27 protein-coding genes are annotated in these 26810 nt (G+C 59.7%); 5 read left to right on the plus strand and 22 right to left on the minus strand.

The features are described from left to right. Positions 1 to 8 precede the first annotated feature (8 nt). Positions 9 to 689 (minus strand): helix-turn-helix transcriptional regulator, encoded by a 681-nt coding sequence (locus ARCT_RS0109000; RefSeq protein ID WP_027239773.1) that lies wholly within the window; start codon positions 687 to 689, stop codon positions 9 to 11. Between the two features lie 69 nt (positions 690 to 758). Then, on the minus strand, positions 759 to 1070 hold the full coding sequence (locus ARCT_RS0109005; protein WP_027239774.1) for a hypothetical protein: 312 nt from the start codon (positions 1068 to 1070) through the stop codon (positions 759 to 761). Between the two features lie 220 nt (positions 1071 to 1290). Here ARCT_RS0109005 and ARCT_RS0109010 point away from each other — a divergent pair, with 220 nt between their 5' ends. The 4 genes from ARCT_RS0109010 to ARCT_RS0109030 all read left to right on the plus strand — a co-directional run bounded on the left by ARCT_RS0109010 (position 1291) and on the right by ARCT_RS0109030 (position 4095). After that, complete coding sequence (locus tag ARCT_RS0109010; RefSeq protein WP_027239775.1) at positions 1291 to 1518, plus strand: twin-arginine translocase TatA/TatE family subunit; 228 nt, start codon at positions 1291 to 1293, stop codon at positions 1516 to 1518. A 6-nt stretch (positions 1519 to 1524) separates the two neighbouring features. Continuing rightward, the gene (gene tatB / locus ARCT_RS0109015) at positions 1525 to 2037 is read left to right on the plus strand and encodes a Sec-independent protein translocase protein TatB (protein ID WP_027239776.1); all 513 of its coding nucleotides are present in this window, start codon (positions 1525 to 1527) and stop codon (positions 2035 to 2037) included. Then, a complete protein-coding gene (gene tatC / locus ARCT_RS0109020) occupies positions 2034 to 2978 on the plus strand; it encodes a twin-arginine translocase subunit TatC (RefSeq protein WP_027239777.1) in 945 nt (314 codons plus the stop codon). The genes tatB and tatC overlap by 4 nt, the downstream gene beginning before the upstream one ends. Positions 2979 to 3249: 271 nt before the next feature. Further along, entirely contained in the window at positions 3250 to 4095 is an 846-nt protein-coding gene (locus ARCT_RS0109030) for an ATP-binding protein (protein WP_027239778.1), read from the plus strand. A gap of 158 nt (positions 4096 to 4253) precedes the next feature. On the opposite strand, the gene ARCT_RS0109035 is transcribed toward ARCT_RS0109030, so the two are convergent. The 15 genes from ARCT_RS0109035 to alr form a co-directional block, all read right to left on the minus strand. Continuing rightward, the gene (locus ARCT_RS0109035; RefSeq protein WP_205855520.1) at positions 4254 to 5480 is read right to left on the minus strand and encodes a peptidoglycan DD-metalloendopeptidase family protein; all 1227 of its coding nucleotides are present in this window, start codon (positions 5478 to 5480) and stop codon (positions 4254 to 4256) included. A 134-nt stretch (positions 5481 to 5614) separates the two neighbouring features. Next, positions 5615 to 6262, minus strand: coding sequence for a protein-L-isoaspartate(D-aspartate) O-methyltransferase (locus ARCT_RS0109040; RefSeq protein WP_027239780.1), 648 nt, complete (start codon positions 6260 to 6262; stop codon positions 5615 to 5617). Beyond that, positions 6259 to 7041, minus strand: a complete 783-nt coding sequence (gene surE, locus ARCT_RS0109045) for a 5'/3'-nucleotidase SurE (RefSeq protein WP_027239781.1) — start codon at positions 7039 to 7041, stop codon at positions 6259 to 6261. The genes ARCT_RS0109040 and surE overlap by 4 nt, the downstream gene beginning before the upstream one ends. A 527-nt stretch (positions 7042 to 7568) precedes the next feature. Then, positions 7569 to 8213: an SDR family NAD(P)-dependent oxidoreductase gene (locus ARCT_RS0109055; RefSeq protein ID WP_027239783.1), complete on the minus strand. Its 645-nt coding sequence runs from the start codon at positions 8211 to 8213 to the stop codon at positions 7569 to 7571. A gap of 205 nt (positions 8214 to 8418) precedes the next feature. After that, positions 8419 to 8685 (minus strand): hypothetical protein, encoded by a 267-nt coding sequence (locus ARCT_RS0109060; RefSeq protein ID WP_027239784.1) that lies wholly within the window; start codon positions 8683 to 8685, stop codon positions 8419 to 8421. A gap of 512 nt (positions 8686 to 9197) precedes the next feature. After that, positions 9198 to 9740: a DUF2199 domain-containing protein gene (locus ARCT_RS0109065; protein WP_027239785.1), complete on the minus strand. Its 543-nt coding sequence runs from the start codon at positions 9738 to 9740 to the stop codon at positions 9198 to 9200. A gap of 226 nt (positions 9741 to 9966) precedes the next feature. After that, positions 9967 to 11487, minus strand: coding sequence for an amidophosphoribosyltransferase (purF, locus tag ARCT_RS0109070; protein WP_027239786.1), 1521 nt, complete (start codon positions 11485 to 11487; stop codon positions 9967 to 9969). A 349-nt stretch (positions 11488 to 11836) separates the two neighbouring features. Next, positions 11837 to 12538: a Hint domain-containing protein gene (locus tag ARCT_RS0109075; RefSeq protein WP_027239787.1), complete on the minus strand. Its 702-nt coding sequence runs from the start codon at positions 12536 to 12538 to the stop codon at positions 11837 to 11839. A 393-nt stretch (positions 12539 to 12931) separates the two neighbouring features. Further along, the gene (locus tag ARCT_RS25730) at positions 12932 to 13486 is read right to left on the minus strand and encodes a CvpA family protein (RefSeq protein WP_036784673.1); all 555 of its coding nucleotides are present in this window, start codon (positions 13484 to 13486) and stop codon (positions 12932 to 12934) included. 39 nt (positions 13487 to 13525) lie between these two features. After that, positions 13526 to 14893: a DNA repair protein RadA gene (gene radA, locus ARCT_RS0109090; RefSeq protein WP_027239788.1), complete on the minus strand. Its 1368-nt coding sequence runs from the start codon at positions 14891 to 14893 to the stop codon at positions 13526 to 13528. A 162-nt stretch (positions 14894 to 15055) separates the two neighbouring features. Further along, on the minus strand, positions 15056 to 15499 hold the full coding sequence (locus ARCT_RS0109095) for a paraquat-inducible protein A (protein ID WP_027239789.1): 444 nt from the start codon (positions 15497 to 15499) through the stop codon (positions 15056 to 15058). A 125-nt stretch (positions 15500 to 15624) separates the two neighbouring features. After that, positions 15625 to 16071 (minus strand): hypothetical protein, encoded by a 447-nt coding sequence (locus ARCT_RS0109100; RefSeq protein WP_027239790.1) that lies wholly within the window; start codon positions 16069 to 16071, stop codon positions 15625 to 15627. 1 nt (position 16072) lies between these two features. Continuing rightward, on the minus strand, positions 16073 to 16819 hold the full coding sequence (locus ARCT_RS0109105; RefSeq protein WP_027239791.1) for an ABC transporter ATP-binding protein: 747 nt from the start codon (positions 16817 to 16819) through the stop codon (positions 16073 to 16075). Between the two features lie 32 nt (positions 16820 to 16851). Continuing rightward, positions 16852 to 17634 (minus strand): MlaE family ABC transporter permease, encoded by a 783-nt coding sequence (locus ARCT_RS0109110; protein ID WP_027239792.1) that lies wholly within the window; start codon positions 17632 to 17634, stop codon positions 16852 to 16854. Further along, positions 17631 to 18668, minus strand: coding sequence for an alanine racemase (alr, locus tag ARCT_RS0109115; protein ID WP_027239793.1), 1038 nt, complete (start codon positions 18666 to 18668; stop codon positions 17631 to 17633). The genes ARCT_RS0109110 and alr overlap by 4 nt, the downstream gene beginning before the upstream one ends. Before the next feature lie 586 nt (positions 18669 to 19254). Between alr and ARCT_RS0109125 the strand changes: the two genes are divergently transcribed. Further along, the gene (locus ARCT_RS0109125; protein WP_027239795.1) at positions 19255 to 20289 is read left to right on the plus strand and encodes an IS110 family RNA-guided transposase; all 1035 of its coding nucleotides are present in this window, start codon (positions 19255 to 19257) and stop codon (positions 20287 to 20289) included. 328 nt (positions 20290 to 20617) lie between these two features. Here the strand turns inward: ARCT_RS0109125 and ARCT_RS0109130 are convergent, their stop codons facing one another. The 5 genes from ARCT_RS0109130 to ARCT_RS0109150 form a co-directional block, all read right to left on the minus strand. Continuing rightward, entirely contained in the window at positions 20618 to 22090 is a 1473-nt protein-coding gene (locus ARCT_RS0109130) for a replicative DNA helicase (RefSeq protein WP_051361040.1), read from the minus strand. Positions 22091 to 22505: 415 nt separating this feature from the next. Next, a complete protein-coding gene (locus tag ARCT_RS0109135; protein ID WP_027239797.1) occupies positions 22506 to 23186 on the minus strand; it encodes an orotate phosphoribosyltransferase in 681 nt (226 codons plus the stop codon). A gap of 132 nt (positions 23187 to 23318) precedes the next feature. Further along, a complete protein-coding gene (gene pyrC / locus ARCT_RS25735) occupies positions 23319 to 24404 on the minus strand; it encodes a dihydroorotase (RefSeq protein ID WP_051360631.1) in 1086 nt (361 codons plus the stop codon). A gap of 180 nt (positions 24405 to 24584) precedes the next feature. Further along, positions 24585 to 25541 (minus strand): hypothetical protein, encoded by a 957-nt coding sequence (locus ARCT_RS0109145; protein WP_027239798.1) that lies wholly within the window; start codon positions 25539 to 25541, stop codon positions 24585 to 24587. 178 nt (positions 25542 to 25719) lie between these two features. Further along, a complete protein-coding gene (locus ARCT_RS0109150) occupies positions 25720 to 26808 on the minus strand; it encodes a glycosyltransferase family 2 protein (protein ID WP_027239799.1) in 1089 nt (362 codons plus the stop codon). Between the last annotated feature and the right edge of the window lie 2 nt (positions 26809 to 26810).

A 26810-nucleotide genomic window follows, 5' to 3' on the forward strand; every position in this document is an offset into this window, starting at 1 on the left:
ACCTGGCCTCAGCTCTTGTCGCGGTGGGGGTCGTAATCTGCCAGGGTCTTGCCCGGCTCGTCCAGGAACAGCTCGGGCAGGGCGCGCACCTCTTCGATCAGATCAACGCGAAACACCCGGAAATCGCCGCGTGTCTCGCACCAGGCGGTCAGGGTCCAGACCCGCCCCCAATATTCCATGTGCAGCGGCCGGATGGTGCGTGCGGTCAGGGTGCCATCAAGGCGGCGATACTGCAGCGCCAGCTTTTGCCGGGATTTGATCGCTGCGCGCAGGGTGGGCATATGGGCAAAGCCACGGGCCACATCGGCAAAGGGGTAGACGGCAAATTTCCAGGCATCGGCCTCGGCAATGACCTCGGTGGGCAAGACCGCATCGACCTTGGCTGCCAGTGACTGCGCGGCAGCTTTCAGATCCGCATCCGCCGCCTCTGCCACAATCGCCATGCCAAGGTTCAGGGCTTCCAGCTCTTCCGGGGTGAGGGTCAGGGGCGGCAGGGTGATCTGTTCGCGCACCAGATAGCCCAGGCCGCGCTCGCCCTCGACCGGCACACCAGAGGCCACCAGCGTGTCCATATCACGGTAAATGGTGCGGGTGGAGACTTCGAGCCGCGCGGCAATATCCTGGGCGCGATGGAGTTTGCCATCGCGCAGGATCTGGATGATTTCAAAAAGACGGTCGGTGCGGCGCATGGGACTACCCTTGGCGCAGAGGTGGGGGCCACGTCAAGACAGGCGGCCCCCGCCAGCATCAGTTCACGATCAGTTGGGCGCCAGGGTCCAGAGGATGGTCTCATGGCGTATGGTGACGCTGTCGGGCGCAATGGCTGCCATCAGGGCCGGTGCAAAATCCTGTTTGCCAAAGCTATCCGCCACGTCCAACGCGGTCTGCATGTCTTTCCAGATCACCGTGTCGGTCCAGGACCCGTCGCTGCCACAGCTGAGACGGCGAAAGACAAAGCCGGGATTGGCGCGCACAAAGCCTTCGCTGGCCTTGCTCAGGGTGATGAACTGCTCAGGCGTGACGCCCTCATTCAGGGTAAAGGTGACGGTTTCTGCGACGTTTTGTGTCATATCAAACTCCTTTGGTTGATGAGGGGTCTCTAGCAGGGGGCAACTGACACAAACCTGTCAGTTGTGTTTACCTGCGGCTGAAAAAAACTGTTTTTGCCCCCTGCACAGGCGGCAAAGGCGTTGCGGGCTCTTTGCGCCGACACAGGAGCTGCGTAGACCAGTGGTCAGAGAAATAGTGAGCCGATGCACTGCGCATTGGCAAAGTTAAGGAGAGATTCACATGCTCAATAATATCGGCCTTCCCGGCCTTCTGCTCATCGCTGTTGTGGTTCTGGTACTGTTTGGTCGCGGTAAGATCAGCTCGCTTATGGGTGAAGTCGGCAAAGGCATCACCTCGTTCAAAAAGGGTGTAAGCGAAGGCACAGCAGAACTGGACGCAGACAGTGCTGCCGAGGCCAAAGACGTGACACCAACGGCTGAGACCAGCTCTGAAACAGACAAGGCGTAAGCGCTGATGTTTGATCTTGGGTTGACCGAACTCCTGGTTATTGGCGTTGTGGCGCTGATTGTCGTCGGGCCCAAGGACCTGCCGATGATGTTTCGCAATGTCGGCAGATTTGTGGGCAAGGCCAAAGGCATGGCGCGCGAGTTCAGCTCGGCGATGAATGACGCTGCTGAAGAGAGCGGCATGCGGGATGTGGCCAAGGGGCTGAAGGCGGCGACCAACCCGGTTGGCACGGCCATGGACGGGGTGAAAGAGGCGGCGCAGGAGATGGCAAAATCCATTGATCCGACCTCTTACAAACCGGATTCAGAAACCGCGAAACTGGCTGCGGAACGGGCCCATGACGCCAAGAAAATCCAGGCCGCAACCGCGCGCGCCGCAGCCGAACGCAAGGCGCGTGAAGCAAGTGAGGCCCTGGCCCATGCCGAAGCAGCGGAAGCTGCGGTGGAACAGGCGCCAGAGCAGCCAAGCAGTGCTGATCCTGCGGTCGCACCATCTGAGGGAAGTGAGGCTAAGACATGAGCCATAGCGACGAGGTTGAAGATTCAACCGCCCCGCTGATCGAACATCTGGCCGAGCTGCGCACCCGTTTGATCCGGTCGGTGATGGCCTTTGCGGTGGGGGTCATCCTGGCCTTTGTCGTGGCCGAGCCGATCCTGCAATTTCTGGTCCAGCCAATCGAGGAAACCCTGCGGGCGCTGGGTGATCCCTCGCCGACGTTGCAATATACCTCGCCGCAGGAATATCTGTTCACGCTGTTCCGCATCTCCATGGTCTTTGGCTTTGCGCTGTCCTTTCCGGTGATCGGCTATCAGCTGTGGCGGTTTGTGGCGCCCGGCCTTTACAAGACGGAAAAGGGCGCCTTTCTGCCCTTCCTGATTGCCTCGCCTTTCATGTTCCTGCTGGGCGCGACCTTTGCCCAGCTGGTGGTGACCCCCCTGGCGATGCAGTTCTTTCTGGGCTTTGCCGATGTCAGCTCGATCTTTGCCAACCTGATTTCACAGACGGCTGGGAATGTGGCTGGAAACCTGCCTGACGGTGTGACCGTTGATACTGCCATGGTGCCTGCCACCACGGAGGGGGTTAAGATCACCTTCTTTGGCAAGGTGAACGAGAGCCTGGATATCACCCTGAAATTCATCATGGCCTTTGGTCTGTGCTTTCAGTTGCCGGTTCTGCTGACCTTGATGGGCAAGGCTGGCCTGGTCAGTTCTGATGGTCTGGGGGCGATGCGCAAATATGCGGTTGTTGCCATTCTGGTGCTGGCCGCTTTGGTCACCCCGCCGGATGTGATCACCCAGTTGATCCTCTTTGTGGTGGTCTATGGTCTCTATGAGATCTCGATCTTTCTGGTGCGCCGGGTCGAGGCCAAGCGCGAAGAGCAGCTGCGGGCGGATGGCTATTATGATGACGAGGATGAAGATCCTTTGATGGCTGAATTCGACGAGAATGAAGACAAATAAGGCCGCAATGGTTTGACAAGAAAGGGGCGCGCCGGTTGATACTGGCGCGCCCCTTTGTTGTTCCGGCAGTGCGGACACGGGTTCCCTCGCGCCTTTTGGGCGATCACCACCGGAATGTTTCGGGACAGATGAACGCGCGCGGGTGCTGCAGGATGTGCCGCTGGGTTGTCTGCCACAGTGGGGCGGCTTTGCGGCAAAACAGATGACAGAGCCACTTGCCGCCGGTGGTGGAACATGCTTTCAGAACTGCAACTATTGACGGAGGCAGGACATGGACGAAAAAACACTGACACGCATTGCTGACGCCCTGGAGCGGATGTCTCCGGCGCCCCTGGCCGCTCCGGATTTTGGTGCGGCTTCGGCCTTTGTCTGGCATGTCTCTCCCGACCGGCTGGAACCGGTTGCCCGGGTCAACCGGGTTGATCTTGATCTGTTGGTTGGTATTGAACGCTCCCGCGATACCCTGTTGGAGAACACCCGCCGGTTTGCCCGTGGCGAAGCGGCCAACAACGCGTTGTTGTGGGGCGCGCGGGGCATGGGGAAGTCCAGCCTGGTAAAGGCCATCCACGGGGCCTTGTTGCCGGATCACGGCGATCTGAAGCTGGTGGAGCTGCAACGTGAAGACCTGCCTTCGGTGGCGCGGCTGCTGAACCACCTGCGTCAGGCGCCTTACCGGTTTATCCTGTTTTGTGATGACCTGTCGTTCAGCCATGATGACCAACACTACAAAAGCCTGAAGGCGGTGCTGGATGGTGGCATTGAAGGGCGGCCTGACAATGTGGTGTTCTTTGCCACTTCGAACCGGCGCCACCTGATGCCGCGCGACATGATCGAGAATGAGCGCTCCAGCGCGATCAACCCCTCTGAGGCGGTAGAAGAGAAGGTCTCTCTGTCAGATCGCTTTGGGCTGTGGCTGGGCTTTCATCCCTGTGATCAGGATGAATATCTTGCCATGATTTCAGGCTATTGCAGGGCCTATGGTGTGGCAGTCGACCCCGAGATCATGCGTGCCGAAGCCATTGAGTGGCAGGCGACACGCGGGGCGCGCTCTGGCCGGGTGGCCTGGCAGTTCTTCACCGATCTGGCGGGGCGTCACGGGGTTGCTTTGACAGCATAGAGGCCGGGTCAATACGGGAGAATCCGCAAACCCAAAGCTTTGGATCTGTCTCGGACTGGCTGGCAAAGCTGGTTTTCCGGGGATGCGACATATTGTAGGAGCCGCACCGACTAGCGGGTCTTGGTCGCGTTTTGCAGTCGGGCGGCTCGATATATTGGTTAGTTCAGATAGGGCAGTGGGTCGAGGCTGTCATAGCCGTTGCGGACTTCAAAATGTAGGGTTGCACCTTCGCCGTCTTGCAGATGGGCAATGGTCTGACCGCGTTTTACCTGATCGCCTTTGCTGACCAGAATTTTATCGACATTGGCATAGATGGTCAGCAATTGCGGGTCATGCCGGATGACAATGATCGGGATGTTCTTGGAATCCTTGGTGATTGCCGCAACGGTGCCGGATTCCGCTGCCTTTACTGGCGCGCCGGAGGCGGCGGAAATGTCGATCCCGTCGTTGCGCCCCTGGGCGTAGGTCTGCACGATTTTCCCCTGAACCGGGTAGGCCATCGCGCTTTGGCTGGCGCGGCTGGGGGCGGGCACCTCAACGGTGGGCAGGTTTTGGGAGGCCACATTGGCCGGCGCCAGATCTTCCTCGGGCAGCGGCTTGGTTGCACTTGGCGGCGTAGGCGTGGCGCTGCCTTCGCCGGGGGCGGTGGTGACTGGCACTGCCGGGGTGCGGGAGTGCTGCTGGTCTTTGAGCGGGATCAGCAGATGCTGGCCTTCGCGGATGGCAAAATCGCTGCCCAATCCGTTCCATTCCGCCAAAGATTTGACCGGGACCTGATAGAGCCGGGAGATTGTATAGGCGGTTTCCCCGCGCACGACCTTGTGGCGCACGGGCTCGGGGCCTGCCTGAACGGCGGCAGGGCGCTGCTGCGCTGTGGGTTGCAGGTTGGTGGTGGTGACAGAGCCGGGATTGGGCGAGGTTGTCGGGGAGGCATCAATGGCGCTGCCCGCCAGCGAGGCAATGTCGACACCGCCAGGCGAAGCCGTGCCATCTGCGGCAGGCGGGCTGTCCGGCGCGCGGCGCGGCAGCGCGAGGATCTCGCCCTTGCGCAGGGTGTCACCGGGTTGCATGCCGTTGAACCGCGCGATTTCACCCACGGGCAGACCAATGCGGGCGGCCACATCAGAGACCTTATCGCCGCGCTCGGCTACAGCAACCTGATAGGAGGGATAGGTGATCAATCCACGGGCATCCGCCGCCGGGCGGTGGGTGGTGGCGGTCTGGGCTGCGGCTGTGGTGTTGAAGCCGCCGATCTGCCCGCGCAGATCATAATCCAGCGGTCCATCACAGCCGGCAAGAAGGGCCAGCACAGGAAGCGCCGTTAGCGCCATCCGACGGCCTGCGAAGCAAAGCCTGGTGTTGCTAGAAGTGCTGCCTGTAATCATGCTGTCCTCATTTCTTGTCGTGCTTTTGAAGGCGCCGGGTCTGTGCCGGTCTTAAGGCCTCTTGTGCTGCTGCGCGGCTGCAGGTCAATGGTTTTCTGCAGTTCAGGGTGTGATCGGCGCCAGTTTGCCTGAATTTAGGCCTCTTTGCCTAATCCTTCCAGCAGGGGAACAAACCGGACCGGGCGCAGCTCATCATAATCGAGGCCGTCTTCGGATTTGCGCACCCTGATCAGGGTCTGCACCGTGTCGGACTGGCCGACGGGCACAACCATGATGCCGCCGGGTTTGAGCTGTGCCAACAAGGGGCCGGGGGGGTCTTCGGCAGCAGCGGTGACAATGATCCGATCAAATGGCGCCTGATCGGGCAGGCCAAAACTGCCATCCCCCACCAGCGAGGTCACATTTGGCAGCTGCAGAGCGTCAAAGATCATGCGGGCCTCGCGCACCAGGCGGGCGTGGCGGTCGATAGTATAGACCCGCCGGGCCAGCTTGGCCAGAATTGCCGCCTGATAGCCCGAACCGGTGCCGACCTCCAGCACCGTGTCGCGTGGCGAGACCTGCAGGGCCTGGGTCATCAGGCCAACCACCGAGGGCTGAGAGATGGTCTGGCCACAGGCGATCGGCAGCGGCGTGTCCTCATAGGCGCGCTCGGAAAAGATCCCCCGCACAAAGGGACCTCGGTCAATTTGCTCCATGGCCTCCAGCACCCGGCTGTCGGTCACCCCGCGCGAGCGCAGGGCAAACAGAAACTGCATCTTTGTCTCCGGGTCGGGGCTGGTCATTCGATTCCTGTAAACGCGTCTAACATGTCATGGGCGGTCAGATCGGCGCGCATCGGCGTCACCGAGACATAGCCGTTCAGGTTGACGCTGGCATCGCTATCGGGGGCGGTCTGAACGTGTTGATCGCCGCCGCGGATCCACAGGTAGCGTCTGCCGGTGGGGGAGAGCTGCTCTTCGGCAGAAAAGTGGCTGCCACGGCGGAAGCCCTGACGCACCACCCTGGTGCCCTTGACCGCGTCGGCGGGGACGGGGGGGAAGTTGATATTGTAAAACAGCCGGTAGTCCTGCTGGTTCTTTGGCTCTGCCGCCAGGATGTTGCGCACCACGGCTGCGCCATGTTGGGCTGCGGCTGCAAAGGGATCGTCGAGATCCTTGTTGTGGGGGCCAAAATACTGCGACAACCCCATAGCGGGGATGCCCTGCAACGCCGCCTCCATCGCGCCACCCAGGGTGCCCGAGTAGAGCGCGTTTTCTGCGGAGTTGTTGCCTCTGTTCACGCCGGACAGGACGAGATCAGGGCGGTGGTCTTTCATTGCCACATGAATGCCGGCCAGAACGCAATCCGCAGGGGATCCCTCTGCTGCGTAGCGTCGCGGATCCAGCTGGCTGAGCATGGAAGGGCGGGTATAGCTGATGCAATGGCCAACGCCGGACTGCTCAAATGCCGGTGCGACGGTCCAGACCTCGCCATCGGGCCCGGCGAGATCCTGGGCGATCTGCTCGAGCACCACAAGTCCGGGCGCGCTGATGCCGTCGTCGTTGGTAATGAGAATGCGCATGAAGTCCCCCGAGGTTGTTTAGATCTGAATAGGCATTGGTACAATTGGGGGCAAGTGTTTCGACCCGTCAGGAGACCGGAAGCTGCAGCGGATCTGGTAGCTGTGCCACAGGTTTGGCGGGGGACCGGTCAAATGGCCCCCTCTCGAGGCGGGGCAATAGGCCACCAGTTATCCTTTGGTGCGGTTTGGCAGGCCAGTTTGGTGGGCCAGTTCAGTGGGCCCGTTTAGTGGGCCGGTTTGGCGGGCCAGATCAGCCGACCAGTTCAGTCGACCAGTTTGGCGGGCCAGATGGCAAAGGCCAGGGAAAGAGCAAAAAAAGGGGGGGGCTCCCGCGCAGATCGGGGCTTTTGCAAAGCCCCTCTCCCCTTGGGCCCGGCAGGCTGCGCCTGCGGTCGTGAACCATCGCTGGCCGAAGATGTTGCCGCGCGGCTGCCTGTGAACCAGAGGCGATATGGGGGCCAGCCGCATGGCCCGCGCCCCCAATGCCCAAAGCGGGGAGGCCGCGCTGGGGCGTTTGCTGTACTGGGCTAGCCCAGGATGTCCGGCAGCAGGCGTGCGGCCTCGGCATGGATATCGGCCAGCCGCGCGCGGTCTTCGCCGGGGAAGAAGCGGGCGCGCAGGGCGGTGGGCATCGCCTGGGGGGCCAGGATTTTGACCACTGGCCCGGTATTGACCGTTTCGGCCTGCCAGCTGCGCGCCAGCGCCATCTGCGCGGCCTTGCTGGCGCCGTAGGTGCCAAAGAACTTTTCGCCGGCACGCGGGTCATCAAAAAACACCGCCTGACCGCTGTGCCCCAATAGTGGCGCCACATAGGGGATCAGGATGGAGGGGGCCGTGGCATTGACCGCGATGGATTTGCTCCAGTCCTTTTCCCCCACAGAGGGGGTCGGAGAGAGCGGAGCGGCATGGATCGCTGTGTGCAGCCAAAGATCCAGCTGTCCCCAGCGATCATGGATCCCACGACACAGGGTCGCCATGGCTGCGGGCTGGGTAATGTCCATCGGCGCCAATGTGGCGGAACCGCCAAGCGCCTTGATGCGATCATCAAGTTCCTCAAGCGCACCAGTGGTGCGCGCAACAGCGACGATATGATGCGTCGGCGCCAGGGCTTCGGCCAGGGCAGCCCCCAGGCCGCGTGACGCGCCGGTAATAAGAGCGATTTTCTGTGTCATGGGCCGTCTTTTGATCCGCTTGAGGCAGAGGGTCAAGTCTCCATCTTGGCGCAGTCGATATATGTGACCGGGGCAGAGAGACGGTTGGCGCGACAGAGTGCCAATAGCGGCCAAGTACAAGGGCAGGCATATCTGGCGGAGCCCCGGCTGTTTCTACACAGGCCAAGCCTTATAGGCCGACAGCACAGTGCCGCCGACAGCTGGCTTAGCTGCCGGGCATTTCGATGCGGCTACTGCGGCCAGATTTTTCCAGGACTATGCCGTCCGGATCAATACCCAGCACGCGGCTCTGGCCCAGTCGGCTGCCGGTCTTGATGGTTTTTACCCGACCGCTGGGCAGGCGCACCATGGCCTGCAGGTCGTTTTCGACCCCAAAGAGACCAAGCAGGCTGAGGCCTCTGGATGGCATTATATTGGCCTGGGTGGCTTCTTTGGCAACGCGGGAGGGCGTTTCGGGGGTGCTTTGTGTCATTTCTTACTTTTTTCAGGTCGCAGCGGCGGGGACCGCGACGATAAGAGGAGAGAGACCGCCAAGCCATGGGGCTGGGCGCTGGTGAGGGGTGGAGGACCACAGCGTGAAAAGGATCTGAGCGCAGATATGGGCAACAGCCGCCGGTGGCGAGGGGCAAATGCGGGCGGGACGGTCCTGCACAACGGATCATCGGCAAAGCCATGCTGTGCGGGCCAAAAACGGGCGGGCTTTTGCCGAGAGGCCTGCGGTGGCGGTACTTGGCGCGATCTCTGGCCCTAGCCCCCTTGAAAGATCTTTGCGAGCTCCAGGTCGGGGCAGGTCTGATTTAGGTCAGGAAAAATCTGGGCCGCGAATCCGGTGCCAGGAATCCAGTGCCAGGCATCCAGTACCACGAATCCAGTACCACGAATTCGGTGCCAGGCATCCAGGGCCACAAACCTGTCTGCGAGCCGTGCCTGGCAGCAAACGAGCAGCCAGCCTGTCAGATCATAAGGTGCCTACAGGCGCTGGCGTCAGGAATCATAGACCAGCGAGGCCAGGTCATGCCCGTAGGTGTGGAGCAGCTCAAACAGCTCTTCGAGCTGCGCGCCTGCGTGCTGCAGGGTGGCCAGCGGGTGATTGGGCTCTGACACCTGCAGTTCAGGGTATTGCCCTTCGGGGCGCATGTGCAGCATGCAGGCAACGGGCGTGTTGTTGTCGGGCGGGATGGCATTGGCCAGCCAGGCCGGGCGGCTGCCAAGGCTTTCGGTCTCCTGCATGTCCAGCAGGTCGAGGTAGGCGTCAAAATCCTCAACCCCGAGATTGGCCCAGGTGCCGAGAATGAACTCCTGCCCATCGCTGTCGGCAAGAGGAACCGCCAGAACCGCCCGGACAAACCGCAGATCGCCAAAGCGGCAGAAATCATCGGTCAGCACATCACCGGTCTGGGCCAGAACCGCGGAATTATCCTGCACCACCAGGTCTTCGGGACACAGGTCAGGGCGGTCGCAGCTGAGGCTGAGCAATTGCGCAAAGGTCGCGCCGCAACAGCGGCACTGGCGCGAAGAAGTCAGCATTCTGGCAAGATGTGCGTCCAAGTGGCGGGTCTTTCGTAGGGCTCGAGCAGAGCGGGGTAGCAAAACAAAGGAAAGGCGCCGATCTTTGCGATCAGCGCCTCTCCCTATGACGTTGGGGCTTTCTTATCCTGCTTATTCGGCAAGTTCAAACCCCTCTGTGGGGGCGGCGGGGCGCGGCGTCACAAGAGAGGCACAGCCCAGACCCTGAGATGGCGGATCCGCCGGTTCAGGTCGCCAGTTTCATGCTGTTCCAGGATTCTCCGGGGGCAGGCATGTCTTGGATCTTTTTGCTCACCCTGCCGCTGCTTTCGAGCGATTCAAGGTAGTCTTGGGAGACACTGCCGGTGACATATTTGCCGTCAAAACAGGAACAATCAAACGCTTCGATATCCTTGTTGCCCTCTTTGGCGGCCCAAACCAGATCTTCAAGTCGCTGATAAATAAGCGCATCGGCGCCCAGTTCCTCGCGAATTTCTTCGGTGGTGCGCCCGTCTGCGATCAGCTCATGCTTGGTGGGCATGTCGATGCCATAGACATTGGGGTATTTCACCGGGGGTGAAGCTGAGGCGATATAGACCTTCTTGGCCCCGGCGTCGCGGCACATCTGGACGATCTTTTGGATGGTATTGCCGCGCACGATGGAATCATCAATGAGCATGATATTCAGCCCCTTCATCTCCAGCGGGATGGCGTTCAGCTTGCGACGGACAGATTTCTGCCGCTCCGCCTGACCGGGCATGATGAAGGTCCGACCGATGTAGCGATTCTTTACCAGGCCCTCGCGGTAGCGAATGCCCATGGAGTTGGCCACTTCCAGCGCCACGGGGCGGGCAGAATCTGGCACCGGGATAATGCAGTCGATGTCCAGGTCGGCCTCGATGATCTGGTTTGCCAGCGTCTGCCCCATGCGAAGCTGGGTTTTGTAGACGGAAATGCCATCCAGCATCGAGTCGGGACGCGCCAGGTAGACATATTCAAAGATACAGGGCGTCAGGGTGCCTTCGACCGCCTGAAAACTGTGCATCTTGCCGTCCAGGTCGATGAGAATCGCCTCGCCGGGTTTCACATCGCGCAGCTTTTCAAATCCGTTGATGCCAAAGGCCACGTCTTCCGAGGCAAAGGAAAAGTCGTCTCCGTCACCTTCGGCATCGCGCCGGGCAATGGACAGCGGGCGAATGCCATGGGGGTCACGGAAGGCCAGCATGCCGACTCCGGCGACCATGCAGATCACCGAATAGGCGCCCTGAATGCGTTCCATGGTCATCTTGACCCCGGCAAAAAGATTGCGGATCGGATCTACCGTGCCGTTGACCTTGATGCTGTCAGAGATCTTGTCAGCCAAGACGTTGAGCAGGATTTCCGAATCCGAAGTGGTGCGCAGATGGCGGCTGTATTTGGCCGTAACCTTGTCGCGCTGCTCTGCTGTGTTGGTGATATTTCCGTTATGTACCAGGTAGATACCATAGGGCGCATTGACAAAGAAAGGCTGCGCTTCTGCGGCGCTGAGCGAGCCTGCCGTTGGGTATCTCACATGCCCGATGCCAACCTTGCCGCGCAGGGTCTCGGCGTCAGAGGCGCTAAAGACATCCTTGACCAGACCATTGGCTTTGCGCTCGCGAAAGAACTCGCCGGTATAGGTCACAATGCCCGAGGCATCCTGGCCGCGGTGTTGCAGCATGAGCAACCCGTCATAAAGCTCCGCAAAAACCTCGTTCTGTCGGCTTGCGATCCCCAAAATCCCGCACATTGAATGACTCCAATTTCGCTGTGGCGTTGCTGTCGGTTGCTGTAGGCCAGGACCCTGCCTGGATACTGCTGAGGGCTTCCTAGCTTGGATGGCCCGTAGAATACAGAAGAAAGCAGGGTTTTTCCTGCGTCATTTTTATTGCCCCGGACAGTTTTGTCAGCCTGGCGGGAGTTTTGGTGTTTGCCCACAACTCAAGGGCCCCCTTAGGTGCCGGTAGCGCCAAGGTCGCGGCAAGAATGTGCAGCTCTGTCACATACCAATAGGGGGCTGTCGCGGGCAAGAAAATGGGCGACCTGTTGCTGTCAAGGCCGCCCGAGGGGGGGAGAAAAACTATGGGTTTGAGCTCGGCTCAGGCGGCTTTGGGACCAGATTTTGCTTCGGCCTTTGGGGCGGCCAGCAGATCCTTCAGCAGATCTGGGAAAACGGCTTCTGCTTCTGCGGCTGTGGTCATTACCAGAGCGCGGCCCTCATCACTTGCCAGGATCTGACGGGTTTCCGCCAGGGAGAGTTCTTTGAAGGCGCTATCCGGCCCACTTATTCCGGCCTGGATCAGCATACCGCTTTCGGACCAGATCAGTTCTTCTTCGGCGCATTCAATATGGATACGACCCAGGCGTTCGGGGCTCAGAGCACTGATACCTTTGTGACCGGCCAGGGAAATCAGCTTTACCAGAACCAGGGGCAGGCCAAACAGACGTTCAACCGCGTCAAGTTCCAGCGCAACCATTTGATCCGCTGGCAGTTGAAGGTCACAATCATTGCCCAGGGCGCCGGCAGGAACATGCATCATGGTGGTCAAGCGGGGAACCGCATGGCGAACCGTTTCGACTTCCTGACTGCCGCCATCATAGGTGTAGACCCTATCACCTGGCTTTACGTCACGCGCCTGAATAAAGCCGCGATCGGTTTCCACCAGCGTCTGGGGCAGGAACCCTCCGGTTTTGGAACGCTGGGGCGCCTGAACTTCCGGCACTGGACACACCATTGGGAAATCCAACAAAAGGCCCACCGGCTGATAATCGGCGAAAGAGTTGAAATGATCCAGGAGCATGGTGTCGATCCTTCTGAGCGAAAGTGCCTGTTCGTCTTGTTGATCCTATCTGGCCCTCGAATTGGGACGTAAATGGGGCAGGGGTGCGGCCAATTCCGTTTTCGGGCTCTTTTTTGGCGACAAAAGTGGATTTTTCGCGCCTTTGTTAACCCTTCCAACTGGCTGCTTGAGGATTCTTTAAGAATATCGCGCAAATTCGAAGTTTCAAATTGCGACCAGAAAAAGTGATTCTCAAAGATTAACAAAAGGTTAAAGGTTAACGGGTGGTGTTAACCAACGGCGAGGCATCCTGTGGATAAAGCTGTGAAGCCTTTGCCGCACCATAGAAAAAGGGCGCCAATAAGGCGCCCTCTCAAAATCAATGCGGGTTTACCTTGGTAAACAGATCCAGGCTTAGTTGCCGCAGGAGCCAATCAAGGCTTCGTATTGCTGGGTCACCCAGCCGAGGGCCTGCTCGGGATTGCGGTCTTCGATCTTGCCGATCATCTGTTCAAACACCACGGCCGAGCGGCTCTCGTCAACAATTGTAAAGCTTTGCCCGGTCATCACCACATTATAGAGGAAAAAGGCAATCGCCACGAGCAGGATGCCGCGCAACACGCCAAAGAAGAACCCGGCCCCCTGATCCAAACCGCCAAGCGCAGACCTCTGCACCAGCGATGAGAACAGCGGCGTGAAAAATGATACCACGATCAGCGCCACCGCAAAGACAGCGGCAAAGGCGGCAATGATGGAGAGTTCGCAACTGTCAGAAATGAATTCGCCCACAACCGGGATCTCTGCCATCAGCGGTTCGACCTGAGGGGCAAACATAAAGGCAAGGATGCCGGCTGCTATCCAACCTGCAATGGCCATGGCTTCGCGGACAAAGCCACGCGAATAGGCCAGAAGCGCCGATAATACGATGACCAGGGCCACAACCCCGTCAATAATAGTGAAACCTTCCATAACCCTCGCCCGTTAGCCTGCAACAAAATTTCGGCAACTCTAGCCGGCTCCAAAGAATTCACCAACAAATCCCGCCAGATCGGAGACTTGGCGGAGGCCAAGACCCTTGATCGAAACTGATTTGCCACCACTTGGAGCTATTGCAGAGGTGAAACCAAGTTTTTGCGCCTCTTTCAACCGGTTTTCGGTCTGTGGGGCCGGACGAAGGGCTCCGGATAGCGATATTTCTCCAAAAACAGCCGTATCCGCCGGAAGAGCGACGTCTTCACGGGCACTGAGCAGGGCTGCAGCCACTGCCAGGTCAGCAGCGGGTTCCGTGATTTTCATGCCACCGGCAACGTTGAGGTAGACATCCAATCCGGCAAAGGGAATGCCGCAGCGCGCTTCCAGCACGGCGAGGATCATCGCCAGGCGGGCACTGTCCCAGCCCACCACCGCGCGGCGGGGCTGCGAATGAGGCGAGGGTGCCACCAGCGCCTGCATCTCGACCAGAACCGGGCGGGTGCCCTCAATACCGGCAAAGACAACAGAACCGGGGGAGGGCTCGCCGCGGCCGGACAGGAACAGCGCCGAAGGATTGGTGACCTCGGCGAGGCCGCAACCGGTCATTTCAAAGACGCCAATCTCATCCGCCGGACCAAAGCGGTTTTTCACCGCCCGCAGGATACGGAACTGATGCCCTCGCTCACCTTCAAAATAGAGCACCGTGTCGACCATGTGTTCCACAACCCGAGGCCCGGCGATCTGGCCGTCCTTGGTGACATGGCCAACCATGATGATGGAAATCCCCTGTGCCTTGGCAAATGTCGTCAACTCGTGCGCCGCGGCCCGCACCTGACTGACAGAGCCGGGGGCGCTGTCCACGTGATCTGCCCACATGGTCTGAATGGAATCGATGATCGCCAGCTGCGGTCTTTCTGCTTCCAGTGTGGTCAGGATATCGCGCAGGTTGGTTTCTGCAGCCAGTTTCACCGGCGCCTGCGCCAGCCCCAGCCGCTGCGCCCGCATCCGCACCTGCGCCGAGGCCTCTTCGCCGCTGACATAGATGGTTTTAACCCCAGCCTGGGCAAAGCGCGCAGCCGCCTGCAACAGGAGGGTCGATTTACCAATCCCAGGGTCACCCCCAACCAGGATGGCAGAGGCCGCAACCAGGCCACCTCCAAGCACCCGGTCCAGCTCCGCCACACCACAGGTGGCGCGTGGCGGTGGGGTCTCCTCGGTGGAAAGATCTGACAGCGGGATCGTCTTGCCGCGTCGAATCCCAAGAGATTTTTTTGCAGGGCCAGCTGAAGAAAGGCCCTTGTCTTCGACAATAGTGTTCCATTCGCCGCAGCCTTCGCACCGACCGGACCATTTGGAAAAGCTCGCGCCACAGGCAGAGCATGAAAAGGTATTTGATTTTGCCATAAGGCCTTCTGTCAGATGTTCTTTATTTGTTCAAGTGGCGAGGCTCTGCCTCGCGCTCCGGGATATTTTTGGCCAAATGAAAACTGGGTTACTTCATTTGGCCAAAAATATCCTGGGGGTGAGCGCCAGAGGCGCGAGGGGGCAAAGCCCCATTTGGCCTCACTAATCTGTCCGGCACCGGGACCGTTCTGTCAACAGGCTGAGGATCAGCGAGATGACAATGCAAGCAGTAAACAAATAGAGCCCCCATGCGACCTCTATCGTGGCATAGCCGATGCCCTTTGCCAGTGTAATATAGAGCGCAAGGAGAAAGATATCTGCCATCGCAAGTTTGCCTAAAACATGCAACACTGGCAGCGCGCGCGGATCCAGCAGCTCCCATTGTACCAAGGCCAGTCCAATGGTTTTAAGGTAGGGGGCGAAGATTGCAAACCCAGTGACTGTAAGAGCCAAAAAAACATCGCTGCCCCAGAGGCTTTGCAAGCCAGTGATCACAGAAATCTCGCTCAGGCCAAAGATCGGTAGAAGCCCCGCCCGCATCAAGGGTGCAAACCAGGCAATAGGATACAGGGCAAGTAGTGACAGGGTGAGGAGACGTAGGATCATTGCAACCTAATTCGTTACTTTTATCAGACTGGCGACGCGCTGCCTGTTTGAGAAGGGGTGAAATCTGAAACTTTAGCTCAAGCTTGTGCCTTGCGTAGCCTGTTTAGACGCGCCGACCAAGCTGTTCAGTTTTCCAATGACTCGGCAGGATGCGGGTCGCAGTGGCCATCGTAGCGTGGGTTGGCGATCATTAAGTAAACTGCCGCGACGACAAGAGTTACCACGATGGCGTCTGGAATGAAGGGGCGCATCCGTGTTCGGATTGTACACAGCAGCCAGTCAAACAGGGTTCCAAAGAAAAGCAACGCGACCAAAAGGGTTTGAAACTGGGAGGGAATTATTCTGTTGCTTAACCCAGGGGCAAATCTGTCCAGCATAACCACGGCAGTAAAAAGGACAGCCGACAACACGCCGACATAGGCGCCAGTATTGTCTGCACCGGTACGGAGTTTGGCAAACAACGCGACACCGGCAGCTATAGGGAGTGCAGAAATGGTGTAACCGGCGTAGATTTCATACGCGTTTGGAGGCGTACTTATAAGCTCAATAACCGACTTGCAGTCGTCAGGCATGTTAGCGCACAGCCTCGATCGGCCCCTCGGCGCGGCCGTGGATGAATTGGTCGAGGTAAGGATCACCGGACTGGTCCATATCGGCAACCGGCCCGGTCCACTGGATCACACCGTCGTGCAGCATGGCGACATTATCGGCAATGGCGCGGACTGAGGACATATCATGGGTGATGGTCATCGCGGTGGCGCCCATCTCGACAACAATTTCGCGGATGAGATCGTTGATCACTCCGGACATGATCGGATCCAGCCCCGTTGTGGGCTCATCAAAGAAGATGATCTCAGGCTCGGCGGCAATGGCGCGGGCAAGGCCGACGCGTTTTTGCATGCCACCAGACAGTTCGGCGGGCAGGCGGTCGGCCACATCCGGTTTCAGCCCCACGCGGCGCAGTTTCTCAATAGCGATCTCGCGGGCCTCGGATGCGGGGCGTTTCAGCGCGCCGCGTTGCAGGCGAAAGGCGACATTCTGCCAAACGGGCAGGGAATCAAACAGGGCACCGCCCTGAAACAACATGCCAAAGCGCGCCAGAAAGGCATCGCGATCGCCAGAGCCCGCGGGCTTGCCATCGACATAGATCTCGCCGCTGTCGGGGGTGATCAACCCCAGCACGCTTTTGAGCGCCACGGATTTGCCGGTGCCGGAGCCGCCAATGATCACCATCGAGCTGGCCCTTGGGATCTCCAGAGTCATACCGCGCAGCACGCGATTGTCGCCAAAGGCCTTGTGGACGTTGTCCATCTTGATCATCGGGGTGGGGGCTTGGCCCTGTGTCGTAGCTGTCATAGCGAGAAAAACACCCCTGTCAGGACAAAGTTGGTCGCCAGGATCAGTACCGCTGCCGCCTCGACCGAGGATTTGGTAGCACGGCCCACGCCCTGGGCACCGCGGCCCGATTGCATGCCATAGTAGCAGCCCATGGTGGCGGCGATCACGCCAAAGAAGGCGCCTTTGACCAGAGAGGAGATCACATCCAGTGGTTCAAGGAAATCAACAGTGTTTTTCAGATAGGCGGCGGCGTTGAAGTCGAGATTATACACCGAAACGGTATAGCCTCCGGCGATGCCGATGATGTCGCCGATGCCAACCAGCAGAGGTACGGTCAGTAGCGCCGCCAGCACCCGGGGGGCGACGAGATACTGCATTGGATTGGTCGACAGGGTCACCAGCGCGTCGATTTGTTCGGTCACCTTCATGGTGGCAATTTCCGCCGCAATCGAAGACGTCACCCGAGCGGCAATCATCAGCCCTACCAGAACAGGGCCAAGTTCACGCACCATGCCAATGGCGACAATCTGCGGCACCACGGCCTCGGCATTGAACCGGGCACCGCCAGCGTAGATTTGCAGGGCCAGCGCGCCGCCGGTAAAGACCGCAGTCAAGGCAACCACGGGCAGCGAGAGCCAGCCGATCTGCAGCAGCGACAGGGCCAGCTCGCGCGGGTAATAGGGCGGGCGCAGCATATGGGTGAAGGTGCTGACCGTAAACAGGGCCACCCGACCAATCATCGCCAGCGTCGCCAAAGAGGCGCGGCCCAGCCGGGCCAGAAGGGTCAAAGGGTTCATCCCTGATAGGTCCGTGCGTAGCGATGCCCCATCGAGGTGAGGATCTCATAGCCGATGGTGCCCGCAGCCGTGGCGAGATGGTCAATGGTTTGCACTTCATTGAGCAGCGTCAGGCTGGCAGGCACCTCGGGCAGGGCGGTAACATCAACGGTGATCAGATCCATCGAGATACGGCCCACGACAGGGCAGCGGGCCTCGCCTGCAAACAGATCAATGCCGCCTGTCATCAGGGCACGGTGCAGACCATCGGCATAGCCGGCTGCAACGGTGGCGATGCGGCTGGGCACCTGGGCCACCCAGGAATTGCCATAGCCGACGCTTTCGCCGGGCTCAACATCGCGGGTCTGAATAACCGGCAGGTCCAGTTGCGCGACCGGCAGTGCATCGCCATAAGGCGCGCCGCCATACAGGCCCACGCCCGGACGGCACAGGTCAAAATGATAGTCGCGCCCCAGCATAATGCCGCCGGTGGCTGCCAGCGAGCGCGGCACCTCCAGCCCATCGGTCATCTCGTGGAAAACCTGCAGTTGCTGGGTATTCATCGGATGGCCGGGTTCATCACTGCAGGCCAGATGCGACATCAGCAGTACTGGCTTTTGCCCCAGGGCAATATCGCGCACAGCGGCCCATTCGGCAGGCTCCATGCCAAGGCGGTTCATGCCAGAGTCCAGTTGCACTCCAAAGGTATGGCCGGGAAGGGTCTCAAAATGGCGCAGCATCTGATCGAGCGAGTTCAGCATCGGCGCCAGCTGGAATTCCTTCAGCAGCCGGGTGTCGCCCTCCATATGGCCGGAAAACACCGAGATACCGGGGCCAGGGCCAAGAGCGCGGCGCAGGGCCACGCCTTCTTCGGCGGCGGCAACAAAGAAATTGCGCGCGCCACCTGCGGCCAATGCCTTGGCCACGCGGCCTGCATCCAGCCCATAGCCGTTTGCCTTGACCACAGCTGCGGTTTCGCAGTTGGTCATGGCGTTCAGATTCTGCCAGTTGGTCACCAGCGCATCGAGATTGATTGTCAGTTTAGCCGTGCTCATGCCCCGTTCTTGACATGCGCGCAGCGAGGGTCAAGTGAAATTCGCGGTAAAAACTGCCAGGTATGGTGGCATTGGGCGGCTTGTGGCTGGTTTGGATCACCAAAGCTCTCCAATGTCCACAGCAATAGCCAAACTGCCATTGAACCGTTTCAGAAAATCACCGCGTCCGAACCGAGGGGTGGGAAGCAAAGCGCCCGCCCCGTGGGGGCGGTTCGGGCGCTGCCAAAGCGATGCTTTGGCAATTGGCGAAACACCTGATTGTGGCAATCCTTGAAGGCTCGTGATGCGGACCAAGCTGCCGTTAGAAATGGTGTGCGAAGCCGCGCATCGTCGGGCCGTGGTGCGGCGATCCGACCTCAGTGACTGGCAGTTTATGGCTGCCAAGCACATCCTAACTACCTGTCAGACACTACAGAAGCCAAATCGCCGTGCCGGGGCGGCCCGGCGATGCGCGGCGGCCTTCGGCCTTGAATCCGCGCAGGTGACAAACGGCAAGGGCTCGAAGCATGCGTAATTGGGCTGCCCTCTGTTCTGAGGTCGAGCTCCCATAGGATCACAGGCTAGCTGTGAACAAGGGAGACAGAAGATGGACTATTATGCTGGATTAGATGTGTCGCTGCGGTCGTGCGCCCTTTGTATCGTTGATGCCAAGGGGACGGTGCTTTTGGAACGTGAGTTGCCGTGTGAGGTCAGCGATATCGCTGTGTGCCTTGCCAGTTTTCCTCATCCGATTGAACGGGTCGGCTTTGAAGCGGGCACCATGAGCCAACATCTGTTTCATGGCTTGAAAGCGGAAGGTTTTGATGTCGTGTGTATGGAGGCCCGACAGGTGAATGCTGCGCTGTCGGCGATGCGCAATAAAACCGATAGGACTGACGCGCGGGGCATTGCTCAGGTCTTGCGCACGGGCTGGTTCAGTCCAGTTCATATGAAGAGCCGCGAAGCGCATGGCGTTCGCGCCCTACTGAGCACACGTAAGGCGTTGCTGAAGAAGACGATGGATCTCGCCAATGAAGTCCGTGGGCTGTTGAAGATTTTCGGCATCCGCCTCCCTATGACCGTGAAGCACGGCAGCTTTGATGGCGTTGTCCGGCCGCTCATCGAGATGGATGACGTGCTGGCGCATGCCTTGGTGCCGCTCTTGGATGCCCGCGTAGTTCTCTATCAGCACTTTCTGGAATTGGACCGGCGCGTCAAACGGGCCGCTAGCCATGATGAAATTTGCCTGCGGATGATGACCGTTCCAGGTGTGGGCCCGATTGCGTCACTTACATTTAAAGCTGCTGTGGATGATCCGACGCGCTTCAAGCGGTCGCGCACGGTTGGCGCGCATTTTGGCCTGACCCCACGACGCTATCAGTCTGGGGAACACGATAATCCCGGTCGTATATCGAAAGCGGGAGATCGAGATGTCCGCGCAACATTGTATGCTGCGGCAAATGCGTTGCTGATGCGAACGATGGCTGGCTCACAGATCAAATCATGGGGCATGCGATTAATCCGCACCAAAGGCCGCCGTCGCGCGGTGGTCGCGGTAGCCCGTAAACTCGCCGTCTTGCTCCACCGCATGTGGATTGATGGCACAGAATTCCGTCAGGACCAGGTGGGAGGCACGGCATGATCTAAAACGCCCCCCCCAATCCTAACGGGGTCGTCCCTCACTGGACGAGGTTCGTGGAAGAAGCCGAAAATGTCTGCTGCGCAAAGTGAAGCGCGTCTCAAAGCAAGGTTCTCCACGTCCGATCCGACATATGCGTGCAGCGGTGTCATGACGGCATCAACCAGACTGCGAAGAGAAGCGTGACCCGGATGAGTGACAATGCCCCAAAAGAAACAGGAAAACGAGCTTGACCTAGAAACCCAATTAGAGAAGCGGACTTTTTGTGAGTGTGAGGGCTTGTGCGTGTTGGAAGAGCCCCCGCGTGATCTCGTAGCGGGGGCTGTAGGGCCTAATACTCGTCTTCGCGCGGGCCGTTTTGCCATTCTTTGGCGAGGTTGCCAAAGCGGGTGAATTCGGCGGTGAAGGACAGCTCAACCGTGCCGATGGGGCCGTGACGCTGCTTGCCGACGATGACTTCGGCCTTGGCGTGCAGGCGCTCCATCGCGGTTTTCCATTCTTCCATCTTGTCCAGCTCGTGATCGCCGGGCTTTTCACGCTCCTTGTAGTATTCCTCGCGGAACACGAACATCACCACGTCGGCATCCTGTTCAATCGAGCCGGATTCCCGCAAGTCAGACAGCTGCGGGCGTTTGTCGTCGCGGTTTTCCACCTGACGCGACAGCTGTGACAGGGCGATCACCGGGATTTGCAGCTCCTTGGCGATGGCTTTCATCCCCATGGAGATCTCGGCAATTTCATTCACCCGGTTTTCCGCCATGCCGCGGCAAAGCTGCAGGTAGTCGATCACCAGCACGTCCAGCCCATGGGTCCGCTTCAGGCGCCGCGCACGGGCGGCGAGCTGCGAGATCGGCAGGGCGGGGGTGTCGTCGATGAACAGCGGGCAGCTTTCCAGATCCTTGGCGGCCTGGACAAAGCGGCGGAATTCGCTCTCGGTCATGTCGCCTTGACGGATCTTATGCGAGGAAATCTCGGAGGCTTCGGCCAGAACCCGGCCCGCCAGCTGTTCGGCGGACATCTCAAGCGAGAAAAAGCCCACCACGCCGCCATCAATGGCGCCCTCAGAGCCGTCCGGTTTGACGCCTTTCTTATAGGCCTTGGCGACGTTGAAGGCGATGTTGGTGGCCAGCGAGGTTTTCCCCATCGAGGGACGTCCCGCCAGGATCAGCAAATCCGATGGGTGCAGCCCCCCGAGCTGTTTGTCGAGATCGGCAAGACCGGTGGACACACCCGCCATGCCGCCGCCGCGCTGATAGGCCTCGTTGGTGACATTGACCGCTTCGGTCACCGCCTTGAGGAAGCTTTTGAAACCACTTTCGGTCTGGCCCTGTTCAGCCAGCTGATACAGCGACTGCTCTGCCTCGACGATCTGTTCCTTGGGCTCGGAGGCCACATCAACCCGGCGGGCCTTGTCGGCGATGCTCTGGCCCAGGGCGATCAGCTCGCGCCGGATCGCCAGATCATAGATCATCTGCGCATAGTCGCGCACCGCAAAGGCGGAAATCGACGCGCCGGCCAGCTTTGCCAGATAGGCAGGGCCGCCCAATTCCTTGAGCCCTTCGTCATCTTCCATAAAGGCCTTGAGCGTCACCGGCGAGGCCAGGGCGTTTTTGGAGATCCGCGCGGCGGCAATTTCATAGATTCGGGTATGGACCGGATCGTAAAAATGGGTGGCATTGATGATCGAGGCGATGCGGTCATAGACATCGTTGTTGGTCAGGATCGCGCCCAAAAGCTGCTGTTCTGCCTCAACCGAGTGGGGCAGCTCAACCGCGGCTGCGACCGCCGCCGAGGCGACGGGCATGCCAGCCTGTCCAGCCAGTGCCTGTCCAGCCAGTGACTGTCCGATCCGGGCCTGCCCAAGTGGAGCCTGTCCAATCGGCGCCAGGGCCTGCCCGACAGCGATGGGATCAGCGGCCATGTCATGTGCCATGTCATCCGGCATCTCGCTGGAGATATGGTCAGGCATTTCATCCGGCAGGGGCGCGCTGGGGGGAATATCGTTCATTGCTGCTCTCTTTGGTTTGAGCGTCAGTTGTAAAGCGCTTTACCGGGTTTGGGTATCGGGAAATTCTGTGGATAACACGCGCTCCCCTGTGGGGGATTTAAGCCGTATCTGGGCAAACGCTCGCACCGCCATAGAAAAAACGGGCACCACCATAGAAAAGGTCGCTCCGAGACCGGAGCGACCCTGAAAGCGGTCGGCAATTTTCCGCGCCTCAGCTTTTCTTGTTGGCCTCTTGCCAGGCGCGCGGATCCTTGAGGAAGCTTTCCACCTCGGCAAGGGTTTCGGCGTCAAAGCACTGTTGCGCCTTGGCTTCTTCCAGCACATCCCACCAGGTGCACAGATAATGCAGCTCAACCCCGTGGTCGCCCAGCCGTTTGGTGGTTTCGGGGAAGATATCATAGTAGAAGATCACCGCGGTGTGGCCGCAGGTGGCACCTGTTTCGCGGATGGCGTCGACAAAGGACAGTTTGGAGCCGCCATCGGTGGTCATGTCTTCGACCAGGAGCACCCGCTGGCCTTCGCTCATCACGCCCTCGATGCGGGCATTGCGGCCGTAGCCTTTGGGCTTTTTGCGCACATAGGTCATCGGCAGCGCCATGCGCTCGGCAACCAGGGCGCCAAAGGGGATACCTGCGGTCTCGCCGCCGGCGATATTATCGAAGGCTTCAAAGCCGGCGTTGCGCATCACGGTGACGGTGAGGAAATCCATCAAGGTGGTGCGGATGCGCGGAAAGGAGATCAGCTTGCGGCAATCGACGTAGCTGGGGGAGGGCAGGCCCGAGGCCAGGGTATAGGGCTCGCGGGCGTTAAAGTTCACGGCGCCGATTTCCAGCAGCATCCGGGCCGAGAGGCGGGCAATTTCTTCGCGGGTGGGGTAGGCGGTTGGGATCATGGCGTATCCTTTGGGAACTTGGGGACCCGTGGCGCGGGCAGGAGCCTCCGGCGGAGGTATTTAGGGTAAGATGAAACCGGGCGCCTGATCCCTTTGCGGGCGCTCAGGCGGGCCGGGGCAGGCGGAGGGGAGTCAGGTGGGGGACTGGGCGGTGGTGGACTGGGAGGTGGTGGACTGGGCAGTGGTGGACCAGAAGACCGGAAAGCCGGGGTCAAAGACAGTGACGGGGCCGTCGGTGCTGTTGATTTTGGCAGGGAACTGGCTGGGGCTGTCCGATTTTATCAAGGTTAGTGTGGATTGGTTTTCCGCCACCCCATAAAAGGCAGGGCCGTTTTTGCTGGCAAAGCCTTCCAGCCTGTCCAATGCGCCCTCTTCCTCAAAGACATGCGCCAAAAGCGCCATGGTATTGGTGGCGGTGAAACAGCCGGCACAGCCGCAGCCACTTTCCTTGTTGGGGTCCGTATGGGGCGCGGAATCGGTGCCAAGGAAGAAACGGGCATCACCAGAGGTGGCGGCTGCGCGCAGGGCCTGGCGGTGTTCTTCGCGTTTGGCCACTGGCAGGCAGTAGTAATGGGGTTTGATGCCGCCAACCAGGATATGGTTGCGGTTGATGATCAGATGGTGGGTGGTGATGGTGGCACCGAGATCCTGAGGCGCGGATTTGACATAGTCCACGCCATTGGCAGTGGTGATATGTTCCATCACCACCCTGAGGCCAGGGGTTGCTGTGCGGATCGGATCCAGCACCCGGTCGATAAAGACGGCTTCGCGGTCAAAGATGTCGATATCCGCATCGGTAATTTCGCCATGTACACAGAGCGGCAGGCCGATTTCAGCCATTTTTTCCAGCACGGGGCGGACCTTGTTAAAATTGCTGACGCCACTGCTGGAGTTGGTGGTGGCCCCCGCCGGGTAGAGCTTGACAGCTGTGATCAGACCCGAGGCATGGGCCGCCGCGACATCATCCGGATCGGTGTCTTCGGTCAGGTAGAGCGTCATCAGCGGGGCAAAATCCATCCCCGCAGGTAGGGCGGCCAGGATGCGGTCGCGATAGGCTGCAGCCTGGGCACCGGTCACCACTGGCGGGACCAGATTGGGCATGATGATGGCGCGGCCAAAGTCACGGGCCGTTTCGGGCAGGACGGCCTTGAGCATTGCGCCATCGCGCAGGTGCAGATGCCAGTCATCGGGGCGGGTCAGGGTGAGGGTCTGGGTCATGTCGCCGCGTTAGCACAGCTGCGCCAAAAGGGAAAGAAGCCGGAGCCTGTGCTCCGCCATCCAGAGAGCGATTTTTCCGGGGTGCCTGGCCTTTCCTCGCAGCGCCACAGGGCGGCACCTATGGGGGGGGAGGCCGGGCGCGGAGTGTCGTTGCAGCCCCCGTGATGCAGCTGTCCTGTGTTAAAGGGTTGACGGCAGTTCGAATTCACCCTCGGCTGCCCGTTGTTCCAGGTTTTGCAACCGACGGCGGAACCGCGGCGCGCGCACCCGCGACAGCACGTTGCGACACAAGAGAACCTGCAGGAACGGGCGGTCCAGGTGATCAAGGCGCGCCATCAGAGCCCGCAGGTAAGACGAATCGTCGCGCCGGGCGCGAAACAGCCGGGCGAATTCGGCAGCGTTGAAATCGCCGCTGGCGGCTTTTTTCAGGATTGTGTTGAGAATCCTCATCTCGATCATGCGGGTCTGCACGGCGGCGCCCAGGTTGGGGACCCGCAGGCGCAACACGTTTTTACGACTGAACAGTGCGGCATGCATGGCGTCGAGCTGCTCGTAGGGGTCGTAAAAGATATAGGCCTGTTTGGCGGCATCCAGCATATCGGGCGCATAGCCATAGCGATCCGTGAAAGAGACCCGGCGCATTTCGACAAAGCGCTCGTCCCATTCGGTCATCCGCGGGTCCAGCGTCGCCTGCGGCTGGATGGCCACCACTGTCGCACCAGGGGAGGCAACCGAAAAGGCGGAGGCGGCATAGCCACAGGGGCCGGCACCATAAAAAATCACATTGTCAAACTCATCAAAGAAGCCATCGTCGATCAGCTGATCAAAGAAGCCATAGACGCGTTCATTGCGAAACCAGGTGTCGCCGCTGGAGAGCAGGCCCAGATGCGACCAGCCTTCGCTTTTGACCATGTCAAAGCCAAGCGGCTGCGCCAGTTTGGAGAGGTTGTGAATGCCCTGCACCGTTTCAAAGGTGACCAGCAGCGTATTGCCCTGGTCCAGAAAGGTGGCGCAGTGTTTTGGCCCCAGAGGCTGGAACATGCCCAGCTCTTCGGTGATGGCGGCAAGACGCTCCTCCCATTGGGCAGGTTTCAGCCCGGACAGGTCTTCGTCCAAGATCTCAAGATTCTCTTGCATCGCCAAACATCCCTTACACAGACCGGTACAGCGGTCGATATGGCTAAGATTTAGGCAAGGAATGCGGCTAAAATTGGAAAAACTCTGGTCGCTTTGCTGGCCCTTCGCCCCAAGAGTGGACCAAAAGGCGGGTAAAGTCAGGAGCCTGCGACGGAGGCAACCGCTGGCGCGGCTGCTGTTATAGGTCGGTGTCTGGCTGTTGCGGCGCCTTGGAGGCCGCCTTTTGAGCGGCGCGGCCCAGGTTGGCAAAGGTTGTCAAGGTCTGGGCTGTTACTGCATTGATGGGGCGCGACGGTGGTGTCATCAGCAGCCGGGAAAACAGGGCGCGATAGGGTTCCAGCTGCATCAGTTCGCGAAATTTCTCATGTCGCCAAGCCACTGATTTGCTGCGCAGCTTTGCCAGTTTGTTATCTTCCAATAGGGTGGAGACGGTGTCGCCACGTGCCGGGGCGTAGCGGTCAATCGAAGCATCTTTGGCGGTGTTGAAGTTGCGCTCGACCCAGTAATCGGTGCCCAGCATATGGTCCGAATGCACCGCGCGACCGCGATCCGCCTTTAAAATATAGCTTTCCATCGCGCCCAGCGGATAGTGGTTGAGCTGCGCCAGGTCATAGTTCTTGCGGCCATAGTTGGAAAACAGCCGTCGCGTTTTAAAGGCCTCGCCCAGCTCGTGGCCGGTGCAGTCAAACCAGCGAAAATTCTCTAGCTGCTCTGGGTCTTTGGCATCACGAGGGCGGTGGACACCGGTTTTGCGATAGGTGCCGTTGTTGCGATAGAGCGTCTTGAACATCGAGGCCCGCCAGGGCCAGTGGATCACCTCTGGGGCGCAGCGGCGAAAGAGCTCGGTCACTGGGGCGTCTTCGAAACGCAGGATGTCGGAATTGCCAAACAGCCGCCAGGTCAGGGTGACCGCATCGGCCTTTGGCAGGGCGCTGAGCAGATCCGTCAGGGTGCCGTCACCGGTCTTTATGTTGACAAATTCATCCACGTCCAGGGCCAGGATCCAGTCGGCCTGTTTTACCAGCGGGTGTTTGTCGGCCAGCTTCATCGCGGTGAACTGAATGCCGCCCTTGCCATAGGGGCCGTCGTTGCGAATATGGGTGAGCTGACCCAGGTCCTCAAGCCGGTCCAGAATGGCATCGGTGCCATCCTGACAGTCGTTTGAAAAGACGAGAAAATCGGTGAACCCTACGGCCCGGTGATGGGCCAGCCACTCCAACAGGAAGGCCCCTTCATTACGGACCGTGAGGATTGCCAAAAAGCGCATGG

The sequence above is a fragment of the Pseudophaeobacter arcticus DSM 23566 genome (assembly GCF_000473205.1).
GTDB lineage: Bacteria > Pseudomonadota > Alphaproteobacteria > Rhodobacterales > Rhodobacteraceae > Pseudophaeobacter > Pseudophaeobacter arcticus.

What these genes read in the sequence shown, in the direction of transcription:
- ARCT_RS0109110 (WP_027239792.1), bottom strand. Translation starts at nt 17,634, where the DNA reads ATGAACCCTTTGACCCTTCTGGCCCGGCTGGGCCGCGCCTCTTTGGCG.
- ARCT_RS0109040 (WP_027239780.1), bottom strand. Translation starts at nt 6,262, where the DNA reads ATGACCAGCCCCGACCCGGAGACAAAGATGCAGTTTCTGTTTGCCCTG.
- tatB (WP_027239776.1), top strand. Translation starts at nt 1,525, where the DNA reads ATGTTTGATCTTGGGTTGACCGAACTCCTGGTTATTGGCGTTGTGGCG.
- ARCT_RS0109105 (WP_027239791.1), bottom strand. Translation starts at nt 16,819, where the DNA reads ATGATCAAGATGGACAACGTCCACAAGGCCTTTGGCGACAATCGCGTG.
- ARCT_RS0109135 (WP_027239797.1), bottom strand. Translation starts at nt 23,186, where the DNA reads ATGATCCCAACCGCCTACCCCACCCGCGAAGAAATTGCCCGCCTCTCG.
- ARCT_RS0109000 (WP_027239773.1), bottom strand. Translation starts at nt 689, where the DNA reads ATGCGCCGCACCGACCGTCTTTTTGAAATCATCCAGATCCTGCGCGAT.
- ARCT_RS0109065 (WP_027239785.1), bottom strand. Translation starts at nt 9,740, where the DNA reads ATGCTGACTTCTTCGCGCCAGTGCCGCTGTTGCGGCGCGACCTTTGCG.
- pyrC (WP_051360631.1), bottom strand. Translation starts at nt 24,404, where the DNA reads ATGACCCAGACCCTCACCCTGACCCGCCCCGATGACTGGCATCTGCAC.
- radA (WP_027239788.1), bottom strand. Translation starts at nt 14,893, where the DNA reads ATGGCAAAATCAAATACCTTTTCATGCTCTGCCTGTGGCGCGAGCTTT.
- surE (WP_027239781.1), bottom strand. Translation starts at nt 7,041, where the DNA reads ATGCGCATTCTCATTACCAACGACGACGGCATCAGCGCGCCCGGACTT.
- ARCT_RS0109035 (WP_205855520.1), bottom strand. Translation starts at nt 5,480, where the DNA reads ATGATTACAGGCAGCACTTCTAGCAACACCAGGCTTTGCTTCGCAGGC.
- ARCT_RS25730 (WP_036784673.1), bottom strand. Translation starts at nt 13,486, where the DNA reads ATGGAAGGTTTCACTATTATTGACGGGGTTGTGGCCCTGGTCATCGTA.
- ARCT_RS0109100 (WP_027239790.1), bottom strand. Translation starts at nt 16,071, where the DNA reads ATGCCTGACGACTGCAAGTCGGTTATTGAGCTTATAAGTACGCCTCCA.
- ARCT_RS0109060 (WP_027239784.1), bottom strand. Translation starts at nt 8,685, where the DNA reads ATGACACAAAGCACCCCCGAAACGCCCTCCCGCGTTGCCAAAGAAGCC.
- ARCT_RS0109010 (WP_027239775.1), top strand. Translation starts at nt 1,291, where the DNA reads ATGCTCAATAATATCGGCCTTCCCGGCCTTCTGCTCATCGCTGTTGTG.
- alr (WP_027239793.1), bottom strand. Translation starts at nt 18,668, where the DNA reads ATGAGCACGGCTAAACTGACAATCAATCTCGATGCGCTGGTGACCAAC.
- ARCT_RS0109055 (WP_027239783.1), bottom strand. Translation starts at nt 8,213, where the DNA reads ATGACACAGAAAATCGCTCTTATTACCGGCGCGTCACGCGGCCTGGGG.
- ARCT_RS0109075 (WP_027239787.1), bottom strand. Translation starts at nt 12,538, where the DNA reads ATGCTCCTGGATCATTTCAACTCTTTCGCCGATTATCAGCCGGTGGGC.
- purF (WP_027239786.1), bottom strand. Translation starts at nt 11,487, where the DNA reads ATGTGCGGGATTTTGGGGATCGCAAGCCGACAGAACGAGGTTTTTGCG.
- ARCT_RS0109005 (WP_027239774.1), bottom strand. Translation starts at nt 1,070, where the DNA reads ATGACACAAAACGTCGCAGAAACCGTCACCTTTACCCTGAATGAGGGC.
- ARCT_RS0109150 (WP_027239799.1), bottom strand. Translation starts at nt 26,808, where the DNA reads ATGCGCTTTTTGGCAATCCTCACGGTCCGTAATGAAGGGGCCTTCCTG.
- ARCT_RS0109095 (WP_027239789.1), bottom strand. Translation starts at nt 15,499, where the DNA reads ATGATCCTACGTCTCCTCACCCTGTCACTACTTGCCCTGTATCCTATT.
- ARCT_RS0109130 (WP_051361040.1), bottom strand. Translation starts at nt 22,090, where the DNA reads ATGCCCGTCGCCTCGGCGGCGGTCGCAGCCGCGGTTGAGCTGCCCCAC.
- ARCT_RS0109145 (WP_027239798.1), bottom strand. Translation starts at nt 25,541, where the DNA reads ATGCAAGAGAATCTTGAGATCTTGGACGAAGACCTGTCCGGGCTGAAA.
- ARCT_RS0109125 (WP_027239795.1), top strand. Translation starts at nt 19,255, where the DNA reads ATGGACTATTATGCTGGATTAGATGTGTCGCTGCGGTCGTGCGCCCTT.
- tatC (WP_027239777.1), top strand. Translation starts at nt 2,034, where the DNA reads ATGAGCCATAGCGACGAGGTTGAAGATTCAACCGCCCCGCTGATCGAA.
- ARCT_RS0109030 (WP_027239778.1), top strand. Translation starts at nt 3,250, where the DNA reads ATGGACGAAAAAACACTGACACGCATTGCTGACGCCCTGGAGCGGATG.